Raw genomic sequence first — 23,957 nt, 5'->3', positions numbered from 1 at the left:
CATGGCAACCGTTTCCGCGACAACCACCGTTTCTCCACTGAACGCCTCCGGCTTTCGCCCCACAGGCGTGCTGGAAAAAATCCGCCGGCGTTATTTTCGGACCCCTTTCAATGCCGTCATTTCGGTGTCGGGGATCATCTTCCTCGCCTATTTCGCCTTCCTGGCCGCCGATTGGGCCATTCTGAATGCCGTTTGGATCTCGCCTGACGGTACCTCGGCAGTCTGTCGCGGCATTGAAGGCGCCTGCTGGGCGGTGATCCATCAGCGCTGGCGCATCATCACCTTCGGCCTGTTCCCCTATGACGAACAGTGGCGCTCGATGCTCGCCTGCATTGCAATGGTGGTCACGATCGTCTTGTCCTGCGTGCCATGGTTCTGGAAGCCGTTGCGGCTGGCAAGCCTCTGGTGCACCGGCTTTCTGGTCTTCTATATCCTCATGCGTGGTGGCGTTTTCGGAATGCCTGTTGTCATGCCGGCTGACTGGGGCGGCCTGACGCTGACGGTCTTCCTTTATGCCGCGGGCGTGCTGATCGGCATGCCGATGGCGATCGCGCTGGCGCTCTTGCGGCGTTCGGAACTGCCCGTCGTTTCGAGGACCACGGGCGCATTCATCGACGGCGTGCGCTCCCTGCCCCTCATCACCATCCTCTTTACCGCGGCACTGATCCTCCCCTTCGTGTTGCCCGGCTGGCTGCAGGGTGACAAGATCTGGCGCGTCATCATCGGCTTTGCGCTTTTCTTCGCCGCGTATCAGGCCGAGATCATCCGCAGCGGCATTCAATCCGTTCCCGTCGGGCAGGAAGAGGCTGCGAAAGCGCTCGGGCTTGGCTATTGGCAGCGCACCGGCCGCATCATCCTGCCGCAGGCCTTCCGCAATGCCCTGCCGCCGACGATCAACCAGCTCGTGATCACCTTCAAGGAGACCTCGCTGATCGTGATCATCGGCTTCTTCGATATTCTTGCCTCCGGCCATGCGGCCTACGGCACGGGCGAATGGTCCTTCGCCTACTTCGAGGTCTATATTTTCGTCGGTCTCGTCTACTTCCTGTTCGTTTTCAGCCTCTCCCGCTATGGCGCCTATCTCGAACGGCGCATGCGTATCGGCCAGCATTGAAAGAGATTCGTGATGAGCGAAGCCGCGGTCCACATTTCCGGCATGAACAAGTTTTACGGCCGCTTCCAGGTCCTGCGGGATATCAACCTGGAGGTCCCCACGGGCGAGCGGATCGTCATCTGCGGCCCGTCGGGCTCTGGCAAGTCTACCCTGATCCGCTGCATCAACCGGTTGGAAGAACATCAGGATGGCCTGATCAACGTTCTCGGCACCGAACTGAATGACGATATCGCCAAGATCGATCATATCCGCCGGGAAGTCGGCATGGTGTTCCAGCATTTCAATCTGTTTCCGCACCTGACCGTGCTGGAGAACTGCACGCTCGCCCCTACCCTCGCCCGCAAGGTACCGATAGAGGAAGCCGAGGCGACTGCCATGACGTATCTGGAGCGCGTTCGCATTCCCGAGCAGGCTGAGAAATTCCCCGGCCAGCTCTCCGGCGGCCAGCAGCAGCGCGTCGCCATTGCACGCGCGCTGTGCATGAAGCCGAAGATCCTCCTCTTTGACGAACCCACCTCCGCCCTCGATCCGGAAATGATCAAGGAGGTGCTGGACGTCATGGTGGAGTTGGCGAACGACGGCATGACGATGGTATGCGTGACCCATGAAATGGGGTTTGCCCGCCAGGTCGCTGACCGTGTCATCTTCATGGACAAGGGCGAGATCGTTGAGGAAGGCCCTCCGGCGGACCTGTTCGACAATCCGAAGAGTGAGCGAACCCGCACATTCCTGAGCCAGGTCCTCAGTCACTGAGACGGGGAGAGAGTTGTGCGGCTTGTCTCGCTCTTGTATGCAATGACAAGTAACAGAAATACGATGAGCGGGACTGCCGCGTGGTCGGCAGGTTCACACAGTTTGGCGGCAGAATGAGCAAGAAGAAGCCTTTGGACGTTTCGCTGGCCGGCGTGGATCTGGCGCCGATCGGTCGTAGCGAGACCCTCGGCCAGCAGGTCCGCACCCAGCTTGGAAGCGCCATCATGGCTGGCCGTTTCAAGCCCGGCCAGAAATTGACGATCCGTGCGGTCGCAACCGCGCTCGACGTAAGCCTGACGCCCGCCCGGGAAGCACTTTACAACCTTGCCGCCGAGGGCATTCTCGAAATGCGGCCGAACGGCTCCGTCTATGTGCCGACGCTCACGACGGAGCGGATCGTCGAACTGACAAAAATCCGCACGGCACTCGAGGCCTTGGCCGCGCGCGAGGCGGCCATGCGCATCACCGACGAGGGCATCGCCAACATCACGCGCATCAACGAGATGATGGTGGAGGCGAACGAGCGGAAAGACTACGCCCAGGTCATGGAATTGAACTGGGAATTCCACTTCGCGATCTACCGTGCCAGCGGCATGAGCGAGCTGGTGCGAATGATCGAGAAGCGCTGGATGATGAACAGTTCCTACCTGAACGTCATCTATCCCAGCTTCGGCCAGATGGACCAGGGCATAAACAATCACCACACGATGGTCCGCGCCCTTCATTCGCGCGACCCCGAACGTCTCGCGAGTGCCGTCGTCATCGACATCAATTTCGCAGCCGATACGCTGCTGGATATGATCACGGCGCAGCAGGGAGCAGAGCGCCGCCAAAAGGCTGGCCGGTAAGACCGAAGCACAGGATGCCCAAGCCCCGGGGCAGCGCGGTACGTCCTGCACGCGCCGTATTGTGGGCGTTGTTTCGCTTTTTTGCCATCTTCAGTCGCGAACCCGCGACACACCTTTTCATCATAAGTCGGCGATTTCCTGCATCTTTTCCTTGACGCGCAAGAGCGCGTCACGCAAAATGTTACAACAAATAACATGGCGCCCTCTGGTGGAGAAAACGGATGGCTGGAACAGCAATCGTGACGGGGGCAACAGGCGGCATCGGCCAGGCCGTGACGCGACAGCTAACGGAAAAGGGCTTTCAGGTTCTTGCCCTTGGGACGCGCCGGGATGCCCTTGAACAACTCTCCGACGCATGTGGCTGCACGGGTATTGCGGTCGATATCTCCGATGCCGAGGCGGTCGACGCCGCACTGGTGGGCGTGACGGCGGACGTTCTGATCCACGGCGCCGGCCTTCTCGGACCAAACCTGCCGATCCATCGGACACCGGCAGAGACGATCGCGCAACTGATCGCCGTCAATGTCACCGGCATGTTCAACATCTTGCGCGCCGTCGTTCCCGGGATGGTCGAGCGCCAGCGCGGCTCGATCGTGCTGCTGGGCTCGATTTGCGGCAATGTAGCGGGCGCGGGCCCCGGCGCCTACAGCGCCACCAAGGCCGCCATGCAGTCGGTTGCGGCAAATCTGCGCTTCGATCTTCAGGACACGCCTATCCGGGTCGGCGAAATCCGCCTTGGCCGTGTGCGAACCGGCATTCACGGCCAGCTCGAGATGGATACTGATTTTTACGATGGCTACGAATGCATCCTCCCGGACGATGTCGCCCAGACGATCCTCCACATGCTCGCCACCCCGCCGGCGACCGATATTTCCACCGTCGAGATGATGCCGACCCGACAGGTTGTCGGCGGAACGCGTTTCTCGAAGGGCTGATCCCCACCCCGAAATCCAACAAAAGGCATTCCCATGTGCAACGGCACTGTCCACCACGGCTCGATCAACTACAAAACCATTGCGCTTGAAGAGTGCTTGCCGCTTGCCAACCGTCTTCAAAGCGAGGGGAAGGCATGGCATTCGCACGTTCTGTCTCCCGGCTGCCGTTTCAACCCTTTCGAGGGCCGCTATGCAGCCGTCGTGGAAGACGATTCAACGCAGACTGCCTACATCGCCCCCTCGGACGGCTTTCCGGAAGTGGACAAGCAACTTGTGAAGATGCTGCATGGCGACGACATCCTGGATGCAGGCCACCCGGCAAGTGCCGAAGGCGCATTGCTAGACGGGTCGCCGCTGCTGCGCCGTCTCGTCGAGATCGATGATGCCGGCAAATCCTGGCACCATCACATGAATTTCCCGGATTGCGCGCTCAACCCGCATCGTGGCCGCTGGGCAATCACGATTGAAAGTGGCGATGACCAGTTTTCCGAAAGCTACGACGAAGAACCGCGCGATATCCTGCGCGCGATCGAGGTTCGCTACTTCCGCAATCTCGACGGTAAGCGGTAACGCCCCGGCGACGCTTCAAGGTCAGGCACGCCTGTCCTTGAAGCGGTTCCACGGATGAATGCGATTGGCCACCTGCACGGCGAGGGAATGGAAGGCGATCGGCTTCATCGCGGTCACGGGCAGCGGCATGTCCGCATCGGTCCGGCGGCCGGCAGCCCAACGGCCGATCTCCTGCCCCAGAGCCATAGAAAGCGCCACGCCCCGGCCGGAATACAGGCCGCCGAAGACCAGGCCCGGTGCCAGCCGATAGAGGTGCGGCTTCAGATCCGGAACCACCGCGAAGGTACCATGCCAATATTCGGTAATGCGCGGTTCGCCGCCAAATGCCTTGAAGGTGCTGGCGAGCATTTTCGCAACCTTGGCCCGCCCGCGGGCCGCCTCGTCATGCCAGAATGTATGCGTCGCACCACTGACAAGACGTCCGTCGCGGTCATAGTGGAAGTAGCGAAGGTCGTTGCGCATATCGGAGACCGCCGGATTGCCGACGAGAATCTGTGCCCTCAGGTCCTCGGCGAGCGGCTCAGTTGCCGCTTGAAAGACCTTCATCGGAATGAGCGTGCGCTTCAAGCTGGGCCATAGGTCATCCGTCAATGCATTTGTGGCCAGCACAACCTCGCGCGCGGTCACGCTGCCGCTGCTTGCGTAGACTTTCCAACCCGCCGCCACCCGCTCCAGACGGAGCGCCCGGGTGTTTTCGAAGAGCCTCACGCCGTCGCGCTCGACCGCGCCGGCAAGCCCGACCGTCATCGCGAAGGGATTGATATGCCCGGAATTGCGCACCATCCAGCCACCAAGATACGGGCTTCCCACCCTCTCCGTCACCTCGTCCCGGTCGAGCCAGGAGACGTGCGCGCCGAAGGCTCGCCATTCGTCATGGAACCGACGCGCACGAGCGAGCGTCGCCTTCGTGTGCGCCGGCTGGATCCAGCCCTCCTGGACTTGATGGGCATCAATGCCGAAGCGCTGCATCAGCCCGAAGGCGACATCGGCTGCGCCTGCGACAAGAGCGTTGAACCGCGCGCCATGCACCTTCCCAAAACTCGCTTCGAGTTCGGAGGGCGAGGCCTTGGAATGATGCGAAATGACGAGACCGTTGTTGCGGCCGGACGCAGCCGAGCCAATCTCGTTGCCCTCGAGAAGAACGACGCTCGCCCCGCTATCGCGCGCACCCAGCGCCGCGGCGAGACCGGTAAAACCGCCGCCGACCACAAGCACGTCAGTCTCGATATCATCGGCGAGTGCGGGAGAAGCATTTCGGGTTGCTGTCGTCTTCCGCCATAGATGCGGGTTCTTCCAGTCGACGTCAAACACGGACGGTGTCCTCGTTGGCCCCGCCGAGATAGAGTTCGCCCAGCGCCGAGTGCTCCGCCATTTCCTGCGCAGGTCCATGGAGCTTCACCTGCCCCATGTTGAACAGATAGCCATAGTCGCCGCATTCCAGCGCAAGCTGGACATTCTGCTCCACGAGCAGGATCGACATGCCGGTTTTCGACAGGTCGAGGATGATGCGGAAGATCTGGTGGACGATCTTCGGAGCAAGGCCGAGAGAGGGTTCGTCCAGCATGAGAAGCGTCGGTTCCGCCATCAGCGCACGACCGATCGCCAGCATCTGCTGCTGGCCGCCGGACATGCGGCTCGCCATGCCGTTGCGGCGCTCCTTGAGAACGGGAAAGAGGTCAAACACCTCTGTCCGCAACGCCTCGAAACTCTTGCCGGCACGGCCGATATGGGCGGCGACGAGGTTTTCCTCGACCGTCAGGCGCTGGAAGATCTGCCGCCCCTCCGGGCAGTGAGTAAGCCCCATGCGCACCACCTGCTCCGGTCGCGCGCCGGTGATATCGCGGCCCTCGAAGTGAATGGTGCCGGCCGTGGGACGAGCCACACCCGAGATCGAGTTGAGCAGCGTCGTCTTGCCCGCACCATTGGGTCCGAGGATAACGACGATCTCACGCGGGTCGACCTCGAGATCGACGCTTTCAAGAACGCCGACGCGCCCGTATCCCGAGCTGAGCCCGGCGATCTTGAGCAGCGGCTCTGATGTCATCGATGTCATTATCAGTCCCCAGATAGGCAAGTTGAACGTCGCTGCTCGCCTGAACTTCGGCGGGCGTTCCCTGGAAGAGGAGTTTGCCGTGATGCATCACGACAATCCTGTCGCAAAGCGTCATCACCAGATCCATGTCATGCTCGACGACGAGCATGATCCGATCAGGCGAGCGCAATTCGGCGAGCTTGGCCGTCAGATCGGCCGTTTCATGGTGGTTGAGACCCGCGGCAGGCTCGTCGAGCAGAAGAACGCGCGGGTTCATGGCGAGGGCGCGGGCGATTTCCAACATGCGTTGGCGGCCATAGGGAAGGCTGCCGGCTTCCATGTCGGCATACCCCTGGAGATCGAAGAAGCGCAGGATTTCCATACAGGATTCGCGACGTGATCCCGCGCGAGCGCGCCCATAGGGCGGCCAGAGAACCTCTTTCCACGTGTCGCGCACCTGCGCCGGATAGGAACAGACTTCCAGATTCTCCAGCACGGTCATCTGATCGAACAGGCGGATGTTCTGGTAGGTGCGCGCGATGCCGGAATTGGCGATCTGGTATTTCTTCATCCCGTCCAGGCGCCGCCCGTCGAGGGAGATGGAGCCCGCAGAGACGGTGTAGGAGCCGGCTGTCATATTGATAAGCGTCGATTTGCCGGCACCGTTCGGGCCGATGACGCCGTGAATGAGGCCAGGCGCGAATTCGGTCGAGACGTCGTTGATGGCGACATTGGCGCCGTACTGCTTTCGCAGGTTGCTGAAGACGAGTGTCATTTTCCGAAAAGCCCCCGAATGAGTTTTTCCGGGCCGAAGCTGCGCGGCACGATGCCGGCCGGGCGCACGATGATGAGAACGACCATCAGGATACCCAGGAAGAGGATGCGCCATTCGGCAAATTCCCTGAGCATTTCCGGCAACAGGATGAGAATGGCCGCACCCGCGACGATGCCCAGAATGTTGCCGATCCCTCCGATGACGATCATAAGGACGATCAGCACGGATTCCTGCAGCGTAAAGCTTTCCGGGCTGACGAAACGCTGCGACGCGGCAAAGATCGTCCCGGCAACGGCGCCGATGGTGGCGGAGGTCGCGAAGGCCGCGAGCTTGGCATTGGTCGTGTTGATGCCGATGCCGCGCGCAGCATCCTGGTCTTCGCGGATCGCAGCCCAGGCTTTGCCGAGGATGGAGCGTTCGAGCCGCCAGACGAGGATCCCCGTCAGGACGACAGTGACCAACAGCAGCCAGTAAATTTCCACCGGCCGCGCGACCTCCACGCCAAGAATGGAGGCCTTGTCGAGGCGTGCAATGCCCTTCGGGCCGCCGGTCAGCCAATCGACATTGTTGATCACGATGCGGATGATCTCGCCGAAACCGAGGGTCACGATGGCGAGATAATCGCCTCTCAGCTTCAGGACCGGGATGCCGAGCAGGATGCCGGTGATCATGCCCATGAGGGCCGCGATGCCGACGATCAGGAGGAAGGGCAGGTGCAGATCGAGCTGCGGGCTGGCCAACAGTGCGTAGGTGTAAGCTCCCACCGCATAGAACGCCACGAAACCCAGATCGAGAAGGCCGGTATAGCCGATGACGATGTTGAGGCCGATCCCGAGCAGGATGTAGATCAGCAGGCTGTTGACGACGCGGATGTGGTAGTTCGACAGAAACGGCGTCGCGACGATCAGGGCTGCAATGGCGGCAAGCACGAGAAGTGCGACGAGACGGCTTGCCTTTGGTTTGGCGGGGGAAGAGGCGTCGATCGCAGACATCAGAACTCCCTCTTGTAGACCATGCTTTCCTCGGACACCGGCTCGCCAAGAATACCGGCGGGTCTCACGAGCAGCACGAGGATGAGGATGATGAAGGACAGCACGTCACGATACTCCGTGCCGAGCATGCCGTTGGTGAGGATCGGCAGCAGCGCCGTGCCTCCCACTTCGACGAAAGCCAGAATGTAGGCGCCCAGCATGGCGCCTGGAATGGAGCCTATCCCGCCGAGGATCGCTGCGGTGAAGGCCTTGAGGCCGATGACGGCGCCCATCGTCGGCGACATGATGCCGTAGTAGCTGGCATAGAGAATGCCACCGGCAGCGCCAAGCAGCGGGCCGGAGAAGAAGACCGCCGAAATCGCCAGATTGACGTTGATGCCGAGAAGCTGCGCCGTGGGGCGGCTTTCCGAGACGGCGCGCACGATGATGCCCATGCGGCTGCGATTGACCAGCATGTAGAGCGCGAACATCAGAACGAAGGCCGCAACGAGAATGCCGATCTGCACGGACGTCACGGTGCCACCGAAAAAATCGTAGCGCGTGGCCGGGAAGAAACTGGGGAAGGCGACGGGTTGCGGTCCCGCCAGAATCTGGAGGCCGGTGACAAGGGTCAGCGATACGCCGAGCGAGGACAGCATTGGCGCCAGGCGGGTGGAATTGCGCAGCGGCTTATAGGCCAGCCGCTCGATGCCGACGCCAAAGAAGCCAACGGCGACGACGGCGCCGAAAAAAGCAAGGGTGAAGGCGAATGCACCGGCCGCGCCGATCTCACCGACAAACAGGCTGAGTGCCAGAAATGCGGCGTAAGCGCCGAGCATGAACATCTCACCATGGGCGAAATTGATCATGCGCAGGACGCCGTAGACCATCGTATAGCCCAACGCGATCAGAGCGTAGATCGACCCGATCGTCAGGGCGTTGACAGTCTGTTGAATAAGGGTTCCCAGCATAGAGGTCCGCCCGGAAAGTCCGCGGCCGAAGGACGGCGGATATCAAGAAGAAATGCGCGGCGGCGGAAAAGGCCACCGCGCGGCGGACGGACGGGCCGGCCGAGGCCGGCCCTGCCCGCTTACCTGGATCCGATCAGCACGAAGTTCTTGCCTTCCACCTTGTAAAGGTAGGACGGCGCGACCTTCAACTCACCAACATCGTCGAACTCCAGGGCGCCAACGGCGGTCTCGACCTTTACGGCGTGCAGTGCCTCGTTCATCTCCTCGCGGGAGAGCCCCTTGGTCGTCTTCAGCACGGCCTCGAGGATCTGCCCCTGGACATAACCGTAGATCGAATAGGGTCCGGCTTCTTCGCCGAACTTCTCCTTGTAAAGCTTGGCGAATTCGGCAATCGCCGGTGACGCATCCATCGGGGGAACCTGGATTGCGACCAGCGTGCCCTGCACGTTGCCCTCACCCGCCTGGCCGATGAAGTCCGGCGTGTAGCCGCCGTCCGGAACCATGAGGGTCGCCGTCACGCCCTGCTCATGCATCTGCTTGGCAAAGAGGGCGAGCTGCGGCATGACCGCGCCGACATAGATGACATCCGGCGCCTTGCCCTTGATCTGGGCGAGAACCGAAGAGAAGTCCACATCCGTCGGCGCAATGGCAAGCGTGTCGAGCAACTGCCCGCCGCCAGCCGTAAAGTTCTTGCCGAAGATTTCGGAAATGCCTTGGCCGAACACCTGTTTGTCGTTGACGACGATCGCCGTCTTCGCACCGAGTTTCTGGAGCGCATATTCAGCCGGCAGCAGAGCGCCAGCGAGGTCGTTGGCGACGGGGCGCACCATGTATTTGTAGTCTTGCTGGGTCAGGTCCGGGTTCGAGCCGAAGGTCATGGTCGGCAAGGTGCAATCTTCGAAGATCGGCAGCGTCGATTGCGCCACACCGGAATTGAAGTTTACGAGACCGATCACGACACTGTCGTCGTCGCAGAACTTCTGGGCTACCAGCGTGCCCTCGCGTGGGTCGGCCTTGTCGTCCTGCTGGTTGTAGGCGACGGTCACGCCGTTGACGCCGCCAGCCGCATTCAGCTTGTCCCAATAGAGCTTGAAGCCATTGTGCCAGGTGTTGCCGAAGTAGGCCTGCGGCCCGGAGAGCGGCCCGGCAATGCCGATCGAAATTTCTTCGGCGAGGCTCGGCGTCGCGAGAAGCGAAACGCCGAGGCAAAGTGAAGCGACAAATTTCATAACAGTTCCCCTGTCTTTGACACGATCCGGTTGTTGGCAGGCCGTTCCGGTCTCTTGCCACTGCCTGCATGGAAGCAGACATTCACAGTCGCGTCAAGAAAGTGTCGACACTATTGCGTTCAATTATCGCATTTAGGCCTCTTTGTTGGAGCGGCGCCGCGGCCGGGCTGCCGATTCGGCCGATGTGTAGACCTTGAGCAGCGCATTCTTCAGCGCCTCCTGCGTTGCCGAAACGGTCATTTCGATGTGATCGCGCAGCAGCGCCGTCCCACGCTCCGCATCACGCCGGATGGCGGCGGCGACGATATCCGAGTGGGAAACGATCTGTTTCCTGTCATGCGTGTGCTCGATCTGGATGCGCCGGATGAAGCGGATGCGTGCATTGATCGCGGCAAGCTGGTTGGCGAGTTCAGGATTGCCTGAAAGTTCCGCAATCAGCAGGTGAAACGTCTCGTCCTTGACAAGGATCTCGTCCGGCGGATTTTGTTCGTAACCATCGACGACGCTGGCCCAATAGGCCGTCAGTCGCGCAATCTGCGTATCTTCGGCCCGCTCACACATCAGCCGGAAGGCGGCACATTCGATGATAGAGCGCAACTCGTACAGGTCGAGCAAGCCCTCCGTCGAAAGGCTGCGCACGAAAAAGCCGCGGTTGGGCGTGAGCGACACGAACCCCTCGGAAGCAAGCCGGTTCAATGCCTCGCGAATGGGCGTGCGCGATACGCCGAGACTGCGCGACAACTGAACTTCATTCAGGCGCTCATCCGGCTTAAGTTTGAATTCTATCAGCAGTTTCCGGATCGTGTTGTAGGCCCGTTCGCTGCTGTCCGCCGAGCGGCGCCCCTCCTGCTCAGCCTCAACGGGCACGTTTTCCAGCGCATCCGCCTCTATTCTTTCGGTCATGGCGCCTCCGGCGTCTTGCTGCATAGAACCAAAGTGTCTACAGTTTTGTGCAATATCTTGTTCCTAATTTTGCGTCGATGGCAAGCCGCCGTCATTAATTTGGAGGCGAATGATGATTGTCGGCATTATCGGCGTGGGCCACCTTGCAGCCGCAGTCCTGTCCGGCCTCCTGCGCGCGGGCGTTGATCCGGCATCCATACTGTTGTCTCCCCGCGGTCAAGCCCGGCAGCTGGCGCAGCGCTGGAACATTCCCCTTGCGCGTGACAACGAAGATCTCGTTACACGCGCGGACATTGTGCTGCTTTCCGTGCGCCCTGTCGATGCGCCCGATGCCGTTGCCGGTTTGCCGTGGCGTGCGGGCCAGACAATGCTTTCCTTCTGCGCCGGCGTACCGCTTTCCAGCCTCAATGTCGGCCTTGCCCAAGCCGTGCGCGCGATGCCGCTGACTGCGGCGGCGATCAATGCCAGCCCCACGGCCTGCTTCCCCGCCAGTCTCGCGGCCTTCGGTGTTCTTGAGAAGCTCGGTCCGGTCATCACCCTTCGCGACGAACGCGAGTTCGAAGTGGCATCCGTGAATGCGGCAATCTATGGCTGGGCACAGGATCTGATCCGGCAATCTGCCGGATGGGCGGCCCACCAAGGCGGCGATGCCGACGCCATGCGCAAGCTCGCGGCCCTGACCTTCGTCGCTGCGGGGCGCTTGATCGCGGAAACCGACCGGCCGATGGATGCGCTGATCGGGGAACTGGTGACGCCAGGCGGCATCACCGAACTTGGCCTCGATGTTCTCGCCAGGGAGAGGCAGCCGCAGGCATGGCAAGCTGCCTGCGACGCCGTTCTTCATAGGCTATCGGAGCAAGCACCCACTTAGGACGCGAGCGAACCGGGCTCAGTCCAGCGCGGCCCGAAATGCCTCATTGAGATCGTTCCACGGAATGAGAAGGTCCAGCCACGCGCCGATGCGGCCCGCGACAAGAATGGCCTCGTCAACGAGCACTGCGACGGGCACGCCTTCTTCCGTCGCGTCACGCAGGCTGAAAAGGAGCGCCGGCGTTTCGTCCATGTGACAGAAATCGCGTAGCCGTGTCGCCGTTTTATCAAGTGCAATGGCCATGGTCTGCCGCAGGACAGCGTCGTCATACTGACCTTGGCCGGCGCGGATCCACCAGAGTAGCTCATGCAGCACCCGCGCCTCCGCTTCGGCCGCGAAAATCGGACCGGCCGGATGCATGATCGCACGCGAGGCTGTCAGACGGGCAATGTCTGCAGGCATCTCCTGCCAAAGCACCTTCCGACGCGAGATCAAATCCGCAGGCAGGACAGACGACGTGTCGCCAGCCGCTGCCAGTTCCGTACCCTCTGTGAGCGCTAGAGTTCCCTCGATAACACGATGACCCTGCTCGCGTTTGAGGGTCGCGGCCAGCTCGGCAATGCCCTCCACCGCAGCGTCCAGATGGCCAAGGACGGTGATCTGGGCGTTCTCTGCCTGCAACGGCGCAAAGGTAATCTCGAGGAACTGTCGAACCGGCCAATAGATGAAGGCGCCCGCTTGCGCGTCGAGGACATGGGTTGCCCCTTCCACGTCTTCGACAAAGGGCGCATGCCAATATATATGGCTCCCGGCAATCTTTGGCGTATGCAGCTGGAGACGCAAAGGCAAGCTGGCCAGCAACGCACTGCGTGTGCGCAGGGCATCGCCCGTAAGGCGGATTGGCCAGCTACGGCCTTCGGCAGTGAAAACAAGTTGCATCCCTAATCCTTCATTTTCGAAGCGCGAGGCGCGGTACCGCCTCACCGAACAATAATCCAATACATTTCTGTCGACACTTCATTTAGTGACCCAACCGCCACCGACACTTCCTGTCTAGTTTTCAGGCGAACGGGCTTTGAGCGCGACCAGCATCCCATCCAGATCCGTGCAGGGGATGCAGCCGATCTCTGCGATGTCGTTCGAAACATCGACAGGAAGGCCCGAGTTGGAATCCTTCGGCACCTCGTTCAACCGCCCACCGATCAGAACCGGAAGGTCGAGGCCGCGCTGCTGCATGGCAGCCTTCACCGCGCGCGAATAGGAAAGTGCGACTCCGTTATATGTGCTGACGGCGATCACATCCGCGCCGGTTTCCGCCGCTTTTGCAACGAGAGTTTCCGGGTCGACGGCGACGCCAGCATCGATGGTTTCTATGCCCAACCCTTCGAAAGCCTTCTCCACGAGATATTTGCCGTGTTCGTGCACGTCAGTCGTGCCGATACAGACGGAAAGCGGCTTTGACGGAGCGAACGAACGGTGTGACGCAACCCAGTCTTCTGCCTTGTGATTGAGTTCGCGTGCCCATTCCGCATGGATCAACGGCGTTCGTCCCCGTCCCTCCAGCACGCCTGGGCCAAACAGTGCCTCCATGCGTTTCGGTCCCATGCGGCGGATTGCCAGCAGCAATGCAGCCGGGTCATTCACGTCCACGCCGCGCTCGCCCAAACCGTCCAGGACCGCGGTAGCGAAGCGTCCCCCGCCCTCAACCAGGACGTCGGCCATGGCCTCCACCTGCACCCAGTCGAAAACCGGATCGTAGAATGGTGCCTGCAACGTGAGACGATGGGCAAAGGTCTGCGCATCGATTATCTCGTCGATGTCGGGGATGCGCTGGTTCTCCGTCACCGGAACCGGATTGATCGCGTGGCCCGCCGGCCAGCGTCCAAGCGCCAGGATATCGGCAAGAAGATAGCTTGCGAGACTGGCATAATTGCCAGCCGGCGTTGACTGGTAAGCGACCGTATTGCCGAAGATCATCGTGCCGGGCGTATCGTTGACCCGCACCAGCGCGGCATGAAAGGCGGTGCGCGACAGCGGATCGCTGAAGTGATGCCCGTAACAATGGGCGAGCCGCGCGCCGATCAACCCCTCGACAATGTGTTTTTCGATGATCACCATGCCGAGCGCACAGGCCATGTCCACGAACAGGCCGGCGAAGCCGTCGTCGAGATTGGAATGAACCAGGATTTCCGCATCTTGCGCTGCGATAAGGCCAAGCGCGGTGACGGTCGCTTCCGTGGTCGCCACGTCATCGTCCCAATAGGGCAGCCGGAAGGTGAAATATTGCCCGAGATTGCCGATGGCCGTGGCGCCGGCCACGATCGCGGCTCTGGTGTTTTCGAGCGCACCGGGAAGCCCCAGCATGAAATCGCCAAAGTGCGCGGCTGCGGGGGCCGCCTCGATGATCCGCGCAAAATCCTCTGGCCCCGACAGGACAATGCCGGTTCCGCGGGATGCTTGGGCACGCCACGCCTCGGGATAGCCCATCGACCAATCGAGCGTTATGCCGAAACGATCGACCGTGATGCCCGCATCGGCGCATGCGCCATGGACCGCACGAATACCCTCGATCGTGCGGTTGACATCGCGAAAGCCGATATGGGCATGCTGCATGATACGTTTGTCAGTGGCGGCCTGTCGCTTCCATTCCGCCTCGGACGCCACGCCCGTCTCACGCATGAAGCGGCTTGTCCCAAGCCGCCAGTCCTGGGCCATCGACCGCCCTTGGCTGAGCAGGTCGGCGCCCGCCGTGAGGCGCGGATCATGAAGACCGGATATGTCATCTCTTGTCATAGGCTGCCCGACATTCGAGAAAGATGTTTGGTGCGCAGATATGGGGCCGGACGCACCACACCATAGCCGGTCGGTGAGCCGGTTATGGCGATGCGGCTTGACCTGCCGTGCTTTGGAAGGATCCTCCAACCTGATTGCAGGTCAGACTATCGCGCGAAAAGTGTCGACACAATAGTAGACAGATAAAGATTATTCTTCTTATAGTGCGGTTTCGGCATCGGAGAAGGCAATGAACGAGTTCGACGTGGTGGTGATTGGATCGGGCTCGGCCGCGTGCGCCGCAGCTTTGCGGTCTGCAAAGGGCGGGCTGAAAGTCCTCGTCCTCGAAAAATCGGATCGGCTCGGCGGGACGTCCGCCATGTCCGGCGCGGGCATCTGGATTCCAGCGAACCATGTGGCCGCGGCCGCGGGTGTCGCAGACAGCCGGCAGGACGCGCTCGCCTATATCCATGCCGTGCAGCCGCCTGAGCTCAAGCAGCGCGATAGCAGACGGTGGGCCGCCTTCGTGGAATCGGCGCCCGACATGCTGCAATTTCTCGCGGAGAACACGCCCCTGGAGTTCCAGCTTGTCGCCGAGCCGGATCCCTTCACGGAAGCGCCAGGTGGCAAGGTCTTTGGCCGAATGGTCACGCCTCGGGAATTGAGCCGCCGTATTCTCGGCCGTTTTGCCAATCGGCTCCGCCGCTCAACGCTTCCCCACAGCTTCACCTACAAGGAGGCAGTCGACCTCGACATCTATCATCATCCGATAAAGGCGGGCTTCAAGGTCTGGTATAAACTCCTCCGCAGATGGCTGACCAATTCGGGCGGGCAGGGAACCGCACTGATGGTCGGGCTCATTAAGGGCTGCCTGGATGCGGGCGTCGAGTTTCGCCTGGAGGCGCGGGCGGTTGACCTTGTCCGCGATGCAGACGGCCGGATCAATGGTGTGGATGTCGAACAAGCCGGCCAGAAGCAGCGCATCGAAGCCGCACGCGGCGTCGTCATAGCCAGCGGTGGATTCGAGTGGAATCCGGAGATGGTCGCGCGCCATTTTCCAGGCCCGATCGATCGCATCGGCAGCCCGAGCAGCAACGTGGGGGATGGGCAGCTGTTGGCCGCGCTCGCCGGGGCCGCGTTGTCGTGCATGGACCAGGCAAACATCTATCCTTGCCTTCCCACCCGCTACGAACGACGCCCCAGCGGCCTTCCAATGACATTCCAGGCCGAGCCGCATTCCATCGTGGTGAACCGCCACGGCGAGCGCTTCGTCAGCGAAAGCGACTTCAACATCGGCGAGGCGCTCGACGCGAGGGACGAGAACGGAACCCCTCTCAACCTGCCGTGTTTCCTCATCGGCGATCACCGCTTTCTGGGCGCTGCCCTCCCCTTTCGCTGGTACGCCTCGTACGACCCGGGCTGGGTCAAAAAGGCGGAAACGATGCCGGAACTCGCACGGAAACTGGGACTGCCGGCGGAAGCCCTTGAGCAAACGATCGCGCGCTGGAATGCCCATTGCAAGACGGGCCGCGATACGGATTTCCAGCGTGGCGAGAACAGTTGGGAAGCGTACAAGGCGCACGGCGAGGCAAGCCGTCTCAAGCCGATCGACAAGCCGCCCTATGTCGGCATGACCCTCAACCGCTCAATCCTTGGCACCAAAGGCGGCGCGATGACCAATGAGCGGGGCCAGGTGCTCCGGGAGGACGGCTCTATCATCGCCGGCCTCTATGCCGCCGGCCTCGCAATGGCCAACCCGTTCGGCACACGCGCCATCGGTGCCGGCACGACACTCGGTCCGAACATGACCTGGGGTTACATCGCTGCCGAGACAATACTTCAACAAAACCGGTGAGCGCGCTGCACTGCTCGGAAAATCCGCCGCCGGCAAGTGGATGTGCATGACAACCGCCTCGCCCGCTTCAACGGTGATAGGCCGTCATAGCGGGCGTCGCCGTTAAAACGTTCGGTGCGCCGGCGATCGCACCTTCGCGAGCCGAAAGACAGCCATTGTCTGCCCGGCAGAGATGTCGCCGACGGAATGTCACGTTGACGTGCGCTTGCCGGCTGCCAGCGACCCTTCCCAAGCCGCTTCCGAGAAAATTTGGAACACGATCGATTTATAACCGCTTCGTTCGCTGGAGTAGATATTCGGATTTTCGACAAACTGCCCATGGTCGGCCAGACCGGTTGATGATCGGATTCTCGCCTGCATCCTTCGGTGGCAAACCGCAAGGTACCGATCCCGCATGACCCGGCACTCTACTGAAGCACCACAAAGCCTCCATGTTCGGCAGACTCAAAGACTGAGCGATGGACCTAAACTTGAGACAGCCAACACCATCATACCTTCATCCCAAAGATATACATAACTACAGTAGCCATATTTCGGACCTTTCTTCATGAAAGCTCGACTTAAAACAATACAAATCAGCTCTTCAGAGATTTTAACCGTTGATTAATATTACAATCTCGATCATTTTAAGAATTAACGCTGGGGATACGCAGGATGGCGGCTCCTCTCCGATGAATTCCGAATGAATGGCAACCTCCGGGGGATCTTATGACCACATTGTTGAAGACTCGCGCGCTCTATGACGGACTTGATCAAAAGGCTTATGAAGCCGTCGCGGATGGCGACTTCAATCCGCTCCTGCCGTTTGAAAGCGATGTACGCCAGGAGCCCGCTACGGCGTTGCAGCAGTTCGACGGCGCGACCACATCGGTTGCTGCGTCGGGCATCAATTATGTCGACGGCCTTCTCTCCGGGGTACGATGGAACCTGACGTCGATCACCTTTAGTTTTCCAGATGAAGCAACCGATTATGAGGCAGGGTATGAAGACGGCGCGCCTTTGGAGAATTTCGGACAAATTTCATCGAGCCAGCAAGCAATTCTGCGCGCAGCGCTGGATGGCAATACCTGGCGTTCGATCGACGGATTTACCGCCCTCGATACAATAGACAACGGCAACAGCGCGGATTCCACATTGCGTGCCGCCTATTCTTCGGATCCCGGCGGTTCGGCGTATGCCTATTACCCATCGAGCAGCTATTACGGCGGCGATATGTGGTTCGGCACCTTCAGCGGATACAATTACGCCACGGCGACGCTCGGGTCGTCCGGCTACCGCTCGACGCTGCATGAACTGGGGCATGCGCTCGGCCTTAAGCACGGCCATGAAACCGGTGGTCCTGCCAACATTTCCGTGCCGGTGGAGTATAATCATCATGAATATACCGTCATGCCGTATATCAGTTACCAGGGTGGGCCGACTAGTTATACGAATGAAGCCGGCGGCTTTCCGCAGAGCTTCATGATGGTCGATATTGCAGCCTTGCAATACATGTATGGCGCCAATTTCGGCGGCAGCAATTCTACGTATTCGTGGTCTCCGACGACGGGTGAAATGTTCGTCAACGGCGTCGGCCAGGGCGCACCCAACAACGGAGCAGGCGGGATCTACAACCGCATCTTCCTGACAATCTGGGATAATGGCGGCACGAACGACACCTATGATACGTCCAACTATAGCAATGATGTCAAAATCGACCTCAGACCCGGGTACTCCTCCGTCCTGTCCCCGGAACAGGTCGCCTATCTTGGCGGCGGCCCGAACAATGGTTATGCCCGGGGCAACGTCTATAACGCGTTTCTCTACAACGGCGACCTGCGTTCACTGATCGAGAATGCGATCGGTGGGTCGGGGAACGACCAGTTGCTAGGCAATCAGGGCAATAACAATCTTGATGGTGGAGCGGGTGATGACCGGCTGGATGGCGGAACCGGCGCAGACACTTTGGTGGGCCGGACCGGGAACGACCACTATATCGTCGATCGGGTCGGCGATGTGATTGTCGAGGTTGCCGGCGAAGGAACCGCCGACAGGGTCTCTGCTCGGGTGAGCTATGCATTGGCGGCGGATGACGATATCGAGCTGTTGACCACGGTTTCGTCGGCAGCCACCACGGCGATCAATCTGACGGGCAACGCGCTTCACCAGGAAATCGTCGGCAATGCCGGGGCGAATACTCTGAGGGATGGTGGCGGCGCAGGAGATACATTGAAAGGACTTGGCGGCAACGATACTTATCAAATCTATAGTAAAACAACGACAATCGTCGAGGCGTCAACCGGCGGCACCGCAGACCGGGTCATGGCTGCAGTCGATTATCAGCTCGGCACCGGAGTCCGTGTGGAACTTATGACCACCAATGGTTCGGCAGGGACATCCGGGATCGACCTCACCGGCAACGAATTCGTCCAGTCGATCACCGGAAACGCCGGCAACAACATTCTAAATGGCCTGGGTGGCAATGATACCCTGACAGGGCTCGGCGGCAAGGACACCTTTGTGTTTTCCAATGCGCTCGGCGCAACGAATGTCGACAAGATCACCGACTTCAACGTCGCCGATGACACGATCAGGCTGGAGAACGCAATCTTTACCGGCCTGACCTCCACCGGCGTGCTCTCGGCGTCCCTCTTCAAGGACAATGGCCTGTCGCCGCGGGATGCAAATGACAAGATCTTGTACAATTCAAACTCCGGCTCGCTCTTCTATGACGCGGACGGATTGGGCACCAGTTTCGCGGCCGTTAAGTTCGGGTCGTTGGCGCCGGGGCTGGTACTGACCGCTGCGGATTTTTTTGTAATCTGACCACCGTGTCGAATGATATTCTGACCCAAACAACCCCAACCACGATCGCCAACGGCGGTCATGGTTGGGGTTGAATCCTTCAACGTATCCCGACCCCGCCCCGCTCAAGGCATCGCATGCCACCACCTAGGCAGCCAATCTCCTCGGCAGAGGTGGCTCGGGAGAGCTTGACTACGGGGATACGTGGAATTTCTGCCTCCCCTTGGCTTGGATGCCGGAAAAAGGAGGTTGCATGACGAGACGCCCGCGCCGGAAACCGTCCCTGCATTCAAGGCGACGATGGCGCTTGCTGCGATCCGTTTACGAGTAGACGCTGGTGGGCGGTTCGACCAGCACGCCGATCAGATCAAGCAGTAGTAAGACCAATCCCATGAGGGGCCGCGGTCGTTTTTGGCGATGAGCCAAGACAGAACGGACAGACCTCCACAATCGATGCCGAAACTTGGCACGCCAAGATCGGCGAGAACGATTTTCTATCCGGCACTTCGGCAAGGCGGGCTCGCGGGGCGGAAAAAATGATCGGCGGGAACCAAACGGCCGCTCATGCGCCAAACGAAGCTTCTCGGCTTTCGTCATGGCAGCGTCTATCATGCTGCGTATGGAGATATTCGACGTCTGGTGGAAATCCCCGGATCAGCGCGCTCCACTATGATGCGAAACCACGCCAGCGTGCAACCCATCTGCTACGAAAGCGTTCGGAACGGCAGGGGATTGGCGTACGGACGTACCGTCCGGCATAACAGACAGGAAAGTCAAGCTAGAGGAGAAATCAGATGTCGAAGCGACTTTCTGCCTTTCTGCTTTCATTCACCGCCATCACTCTAGTCAGCCCGTCCTGGGCGCAGGAGCATGACGACCTCAACGCGGCCAACAATCCGCTGACGCCGAAGATCACTTTCAATTTTCAAAACTACTACACCCCCGAACTGAAAGGCATCGATGACCGGCATGCCAACCAGTTCCTCCTGCGAGGGCTTGTTCCTTCCGATTTGTTTGGCGTGCCACAGCTATTTCGCTTTACCTTGCCGATCGCAACGGCCCCGGAATTCCCGCGCGACTACGTGACCGGGCTCGGCGATCTGACACTGATGGACATCTTCGTTTTTCCCGGCAAGGAGGTCTCGCTCGGCGTCGGTCCACTCGTCGTTCTGCCGACGGCAACCGACGATGCACTCGGCGCAGGTAAATGGCAAGCCGGCGCTGTCTGCATGGCGGTAGCGCCGCAGAAATGGGGCCTTCTTGCCGGTCTCGTGACTTACCAGGCGTCGTTTGCGGGCGATGATAATCGCGACGACGTTTCACTTGCGACGGTGCAGCCGATCGTCAATATCAACCTTAGTGATGGCTTCTACCTGCGTTCGACGGCGATCTTGGATTTCGACCTTGAGACCGGTGAATACACCATCCCTGTCGGTTTCGGCATCGGTAAGGTCATCCAGGTCAACGACAAGCTGACACTCAACGCCTTCATCGAACCGCAATACACAGTTTGCAGCAGGGACACGGGCGGCCCGAAATGGCAGATCTTCGCGGGAATCAATTTCCAGTTCGCGCTTGACCGCTAGGCGCAATGAGCTGACCAAACAGGAGCGTTCTGGCATGATTTCGGCAATAGCCTCCCTTTTGAAGAATTCGCTCAAGAGCCGTTCGCAGGAAGAACGCGACGACCGCAACAAGGTCCTGGATACAGTTCTTTCAGGCGGTTCCGGGAGCACCCGGCTGACGGCGGGGCGAGAGCAGCAGACGCTGCACCAAAAATATCTTTTCCCTGAGACGTCGAGGGAGGATCGGGGGAGCAAGCCGGCCCGCGACGAAAAAGAAAATAGCTGGGTCCAGTTCAATTGGCCCGACGAGCACCATCACGAGAGCTGCACATGGCACAATGTGAGCTGGCGTTTCTACCGCACCGGATTTGTGACGGTTTCAATGGGCTTGAGCGTTACCGACCGTCGCCTGGACCTTCATGATCTTCTCGGGCACCGCATCGAACTGCGTGACAAGTCCGGTTTCCTTCTCGGTGTCTGGTCGGCCGCCTTTCAGGTGTGGAAGGGTGTCGGGCGCATGGGCTATCAAAGCTCTGCCTCCGAAGATTTCCTGCCGCTGAAGCAGCATTTCGACGACATCGCACTTGTTCAGGAGGGACAACGGTTCAGCATCTGAACCCACCGTCTTCATGGCACGCGCACGCTGGCGAGGGGCCGGACCAGTCGCGGGCGACAAGAAAAATGGCAGTACGCTACCGCAATTTGACAATTCTAATCCCTGAATTCTGCATCAGTGTTCTCGGTCGGCTGACGACGCCCCGACAAACACATCAACGCCCCGTAAATCCGGCCGCTTTTACCGTAACGTACTTATCCGCTTCCATGGCGTGGATAGTATGCGCCGGTCGGACTCGACCGAGGCTAGACGGGCTGATGGGCAAGGGAAACACAAGCGAAGGACTACCGCACGGTTCCGCTGAGCGTGGCCTTTGGAGGCTCATGCTGAAGCTGCCCGCGCTGCGCGGGCGTCTTCAGATCCTTGCTGCCAGACGTGATTCCATCATCAATCTCTTCGAGGCGTACGAAGACGCAAGCGTGACCCTTCAGCGCCTGAGGATAGCGCCGGGAGAACAAGACCACCTGCTCGCGCTTGAGTACGAAACCATCTGTTCCGAAATCGAGACCGAAGTCATCGAGTACTGTCTGAAGCACCGCCCAACCGTGCCGGAATAGGCCACTTGCCCCGCGGGGGCTTTACGCTCGCTTAGTTTTGTCGCGCTTCATGGCACAACTTCGGTTGCAACTCATCATCACCTGCGCGATAAAACCTCTGGTTTAGTTTCAGGTAAAGCGTAGCGGGGGAGCGACGATGAACACTGAACACAGCCTTGGCGTGGTCGTCGCCGTTTCAGACGTCCACGCACGTGCCGAACTCTGCAGGCTTCTCGACGATAGCAGGTTCCACGGCACCGATCGCACGCGCAGTATCTTGAAATATCTGGCGGAACGGCGTTTCGAGGGGCAGGCTGACAGCGTCAAGGCCTACTCGATCGCGCTCGATGTCCTCGGCCGCAGGTGCGACTTCGATCCAACGACCGACCCCATCGTGCGCATCGAGATGAGCAGGCTACGCTCGGCTCTGTCGCAATACTATGAAGCGTTCGGTTCTGAGAGCGCTGTCGTCATCACGCTCCCCAAAGGTCACTACGTCGCCGACTTTACCTACGCGAACGCCGCACGGGCAGAAGGTGCCGACGATCAGGCAACGGATGCGCGACCGACAGCGCACGCAGCCATCGACGCACGCCCGTCCCCTGCCCCGGCAGAGGCACAATCTCGAAACATCAGAAGACACTGGCGGCCGGCAGCCTGTCTTGCATTGGCCGTTTCCGTCATGATCGCTGCGGGAACATGGTACGGCATGCAGCCCGACATCACGGAAAAGCCGATAGTGGCCGTGACGATGACGGCAGCCGATGAGGCCCTTTCGGGAGAGGCCAGCCTCACGCGCGACATGCTGCTGGCAGCGCTCACACAGTTCAGCACCTTGACGGTCGCGAGCGTCGGGCGTGCGACCGGATCGTTCTCCACCTCGCTGCGTCCGCGCCGCTCGAACGCCTATACGATCGACCTCAAATACTACGGAGATGACGACAACCGCAGCGTATGGTGGCAGATCGTCGACGCGCGGACGGGCGACCTGCTGAAATCCGGCCTCGAGCGCGTCAACACCGACGGCAAGGCTGCATTCGCGGTGCGGGACGAGCTGGTGAGCGTGCTCTCAAGGCGCTTTGCCCACACACGCGGTGTCATCAACAACATCGAGCGGCATGATGCTGCGGAAAGCGTTGTTGGAAACGCCTGTGTCCTGCGTGCCGAATATGATCTTGATGACGGCGGTGCCAGCGACCTAACCGAAGCGGCCGACTGCCTCGAACGTACCGTGGCGAAACACACATGGGACAGCGACGCGGCGGCAGCTTTGTCGCGCGTGATCATCGCGCGGGCCGGAGGACATCCTGCCAAAGAGGCGATGGAACGGTCTCTCGATCTTGCCAACCTGGCGGTCTCCCTGGCACCACTTTCCGACCGAGCACAGATCGCGCAGATGATGGCGCAGTTCTACAGCGGCCGCACGCCGTCGGCGATCGAGACGGGCAAGAAGGCGATGGCCCTCAACCCCAACAATCCCGACGTCGCCGCCAAGCTTGGCATGGTACTGTTTTCGTCCGGATACTGGGATGCGGGCGTGTCGCTCGCCGAGGATGCAAGCCGGTCGTCGATGTCGTCCCACGTGACGCAATCATGATTCTCGCCCTCGATGCCTATCGCCGGGCCGACTGGTCGTCTGCGTCGCTGCTGTCCGAACAACTCAACGGCAGCGATGCCGTCGTGCGGCTGCTGCGGGCGGCTGCGCTGGGCGAAATCGGCTCCGAGCAGGCGACACAGCGACTGGCCGATGTCCGGTTCCATGATCCTGATTTCGAGCAGACCTATTCCGAGCTGATGTCCGCCCGGCGCTTCGTGCCGGCCTTGGCGACATCCATCAAGGCAGGCCTGATGAAGGCAGGGGCGAACATGGAGACGCGGCGCTCCGCGCGGGCGTTCTGAGTGTAGTGCACGCATGTA

General features: G+C 60.4%; 22 protein-coding genes. 13 read left to right on the top strand and 9 right to left on the bottom strand.

All coding sequences use genetic code 11. The features are described 5' to 3' along the window. Position 1 precedes the first annotated feature (1 nt). The 5 genes from BSY16_RS26375 (at position 2) to BSY16_RS26355 (ending at position 4,220) form a co-directional block, all read left to right on the top strand. On the top strand, positions 2-1,114 hold the full coding sequence (locus BSY16_RS26375; RefSeq protein WP_083243128.1) for an amino acid ABC transporter permease: 1,113 nt from the start codon (positions 2-4) through the stop codon (positions 1,112-1,114). A 12-nt stretch (positions 1,115-1,126) separates the two neighbouring features. Then, entirely contained in the window at positions 1,127-1,867 is a 741-nt protein-coding gene (locus BSY16_RS26370; protein WP_069062751.1) for an amino acid ABC transporter ATP-binding protein, read from the top strand. Between the two features lie 113 nt (positions 1,868-1,980). Further along, positions 1,981-2,715 carry a GntR family transcriptional regulator gene (locus BSY16_RS26365; protein WP_069062750.1) on the top strand — a complete coding sequence of 245 codons (735 nt, stop codon included), beginning with the start codon at positions 1,981-1,983 and terminating at the stop codon, positions 2,713-2,715. 221 nt (positions 2,716-2,936) lie between these two features. Then, positions 2,937-3,650, top strand: a complete 714-nt coding sequence (locus BSY16_RS26360; RefSeq protein WP_069062749.1) for an SDR family oxidoreductase — start codon at positions 2,937-2,939, stop codon at positions 3,648-3,650. Between the two features lie 33 nt (positions 3,651-3,683). Beyond that, positions 3,684-4,220: a hypothetical protein gene (locus tag BSY16_RS26355; protein ID WP_069062748.1), complete on the top strand. Its 537-nt coding sequence runs from the start codon at positions 3,684-3,686 to the stop codon at positions 4,218-4,220. 21 nt (positions 4,221-4,241) lie between these two features. On the opposite strand, the gene BSY16_RS26350 is transcribed toward BSY16_RS26355, so the two are convergent. The 7 genes from BSY16_RS26350 to BSY16_RS26320 all read right to left on the bottom strand — a co-directional run bounded on the left by BSY16_RS26350 (position 4,242) and on the right by BSY16_RS26320 (position 11,101). Beyond that, the gene (locus tag BSY16_RS26350; protein ID WP_069062747.1) at positions 4,242-5,531 is read right to left on the bottom strand and encodes an NAD(P)/FAD-dependent oxidoreductase; all 1,290 of its coding nucleotides are present in this window, start codon (positions 5,529-5,531) and stop codon (positions 4,242-4,244) included. Further along, the gene (locus BSY16_RS26345) at positions 5,524-6,273 is read right to left on the bottom strand and encodes an ABC transporter ATP-binding protein (RefSeq protein ID WP_171902486.1); all 750 of its coding nucleotides are present in this window, start codon (positions 6,271-6,273) and stop codon (positions 5,524-5,526) included. Before BSY16_RS26345 ends, BSY16_RS26350 begins: the two co-directional genes overlap by 8 nt. Continuing rightward, the gene (locus BSY16_RS26340; protein WP_069062745.1) at positions 6,197-7,027 is read right to left on the bottom strand and encodes an ABC transporter ATP-binding protein; all 831 of its coding nucleotides are present in this window, start codon (positions 7,025-7,027) and stop codon (positions 6,197-6,199) included. The genes BSY16_RS26345 and BSY16_RS26340 overlap by 77 nt, the downstream gene beginning before the upstream one ends. Next, the gene (locus BSY16_RS26335; RefSeq protein ID WP_083243126.1) at positions 7,024-8,019 is read right to left on the bottom strand and encodes a branched-chain amino acid ABC transporter permease; all 996 of its coding nucleotides are present in this window, start codon (positions 8,017-8,019) and stop codon (positions 7,024-7,026) included. The genes BSY16_RS26340 and BSY16_RS26335 overlap by 4 nt, the downstream gene beginning before the upstream one ends. Further along, positions 8,019-8,969 carry a branched-chain amino acid ABC transporter permease gene (locus BSY16_RS26330; protein WP_286157264.1) on the bottom strand — a complete coding sequence of 317 codons (951 nt, stop codon included), beginning with the start codon at positions 8,967-8,969 and terminating at the stop codon, positions 8,019-8,021. Before BSY16_RS26330 ends, BSY16_RS26335 begins: the two co-directional genes overlap by 1 nt. Positions 8,970-9,088: 119 nt before the next feature. Beyond that, a complete protein-coding gene (locus BSY16_RS26325; protein ID WP_069062744.1) occupies positions 9,089-10,198 on the bottom strand; it encodes a branched-chain amino acid ABC transporter substrate-binding protein in 1,110 nt (369 codons plus the stop codon). 132 nt (positions 10,199-10,330) lie between these two features. Then, on the bottom strand, positions 10,331-11,101 hold the full coding sequence (locus BSY16_RS26320; protein WP_069063712.1) for a GntR family transcriptional regulator: 771 nt from the start codon (positions 11,099-11,101) through the stop codon (positions 10,331-10,333). Between the two features lie 112 nt (positions 11,102-11,213). On the opposite strand from BSY16_RS26320, the gene BSY16_RS26315 reads away from it, so the two are divergent. After that, positions 11,214-11,972, top strand: coding sequence for an NAD(P)-binding domain-containing protein (locus BSY16_RS26315; RefSeq protein ID WP_069062743.1), 759 nt, complete (start codon positions 11,214-11,216; stop codon positions 11,970-11,972). A gap of 18 nt (positions 11,973-11,990) precedes the next feature. Here BSY16_RS26315 and BSY16_RS26310 read toward each other — a convergent pair whose 3' ends face one another. Both BSY16_RS26310 and BSY16_RS26305 read right to left on the bottom strand, forming a co-directional pair. Further along, positions 11,991-12,851 (bottom strand): hypothetical protein, encoded by an 861-nt coding sequence (locus BSY16_RS26310; RefSeq protein ID WP_069062742.1) that lies wholly within the window; start codon positions 12,849-12,851, stop codon positions 11,991-11,993. Between the two features lie 114 nt (positions 12,852-12,965). Continuing rightward, positions 12,966-14,705: a cobalamin-dependent protein gene (locus tag BSY16_RS26305; protein ID WP_083243123.1), complete on the bottom strand. Its 1,740-nt coding sequence runs from the start codon at positions 14,703-14,705 to the stop codon at positions 12,966-12,968. A gap of 229 nt (positions 14,706-14,934) precedes the next feature. On the opposite strand from BSY16_RS26305, the gene BSY16_RS26300 reads away from it, so the two are divergent. From BSY16_RS26300 to BSY16_RS32975, 7 genes are all read left to right on the top strand, one after another. Continuing rightward, complete coding sequence (locus BSY16_RS26300) at positions 14,935-16,539, top strand: FAD-dependent oxidoreductase (RefSeq protein WP_069062740.1); 1,605 nt, start codon at positions 14,935-14,937, stop codon at positions 16,537-16,539. Between the two features lie 708 nt (positions 16,540-17,247). Continuing rightward, positions 17,248-19,344: a M10 family metallopeptidase gene (locus tag BSY16_RS26295; RefSeq protein ID WP_069062739.1), complete on the top strand. Its 2,097-nt coding sequence runs from the start codon at positions 17,248-17,250 to the stop codon at positions 19,342-19,344. A gap of 773 nt (positions 19,345-20,117) precedes the next feature. Further along, a complete protein-coding gene (locus BSY16_RS26290) occupies positions 20,118-20,909 on the top strand; it encodes a hypothetical protein (RefSeq protein WP_069062738.1) in 792 nt (263 codons plus the stop codon). Between the two features lie 34 nt (positions 20,910-20,943). Next, a complete protein-coding gene (locus tag BSY16_RS26285; protein ID WP_069062737.1) occupies positions 20,944-21,504 on the top strand; it encodes a hypothetical protein in 561 nt (186 codons plus the stop codon). A gap of 323 nt (positions 21,505-21,827) precedes the next feature. Continuing rightward, positions 21,828-22,061, top strand: coding sequence for a hypothetical protein (locus BSY16_RS26280; protein WP_353652382.1), 234 nt, complete (start codon positions 21,828-21,830; stop codon positions 22,059-22,061). Between the two features lie 160 nt (positions 22,062-22,221). Next, positions 22,222-23,637 (top strand): hypothetical protein, encoded by a 1,416-nt coding sequence (locus tag BSY16_RS26275; protein WP_286157263.1) that lies wholly within the window; start codon positions 22,222-22,224, stop codon positions 23,635-23,637. Then, a complete protein-coding gene (locus BSY16_RS32975; protein ID WP_286157262.1) occupies positions 23,634-23,939 on the top strand; it encodes a hypothetical protein in 306 nt (101 codons plus the stop codon). Before BSY16_RS26275 ends, BSY16_RS32975 begins: the two co-directional genes overlap by 4 nt. Positions 23,940-23,957 lie beyond the last annotated feature (18 nt).

It is taken from the genome of Sinorhizobium sp. RAC02 (assembly GCF_001713395.1).
Classification (GTDB): domain Bacteria; phylum Pseudomonadota; class Alphaproteobacteria; order Rhizobiales; family Rhizobiaceae; genus Shinella.
This window is presented reverse-complemented; position numbering and strand designations above follow the sequence as displayed.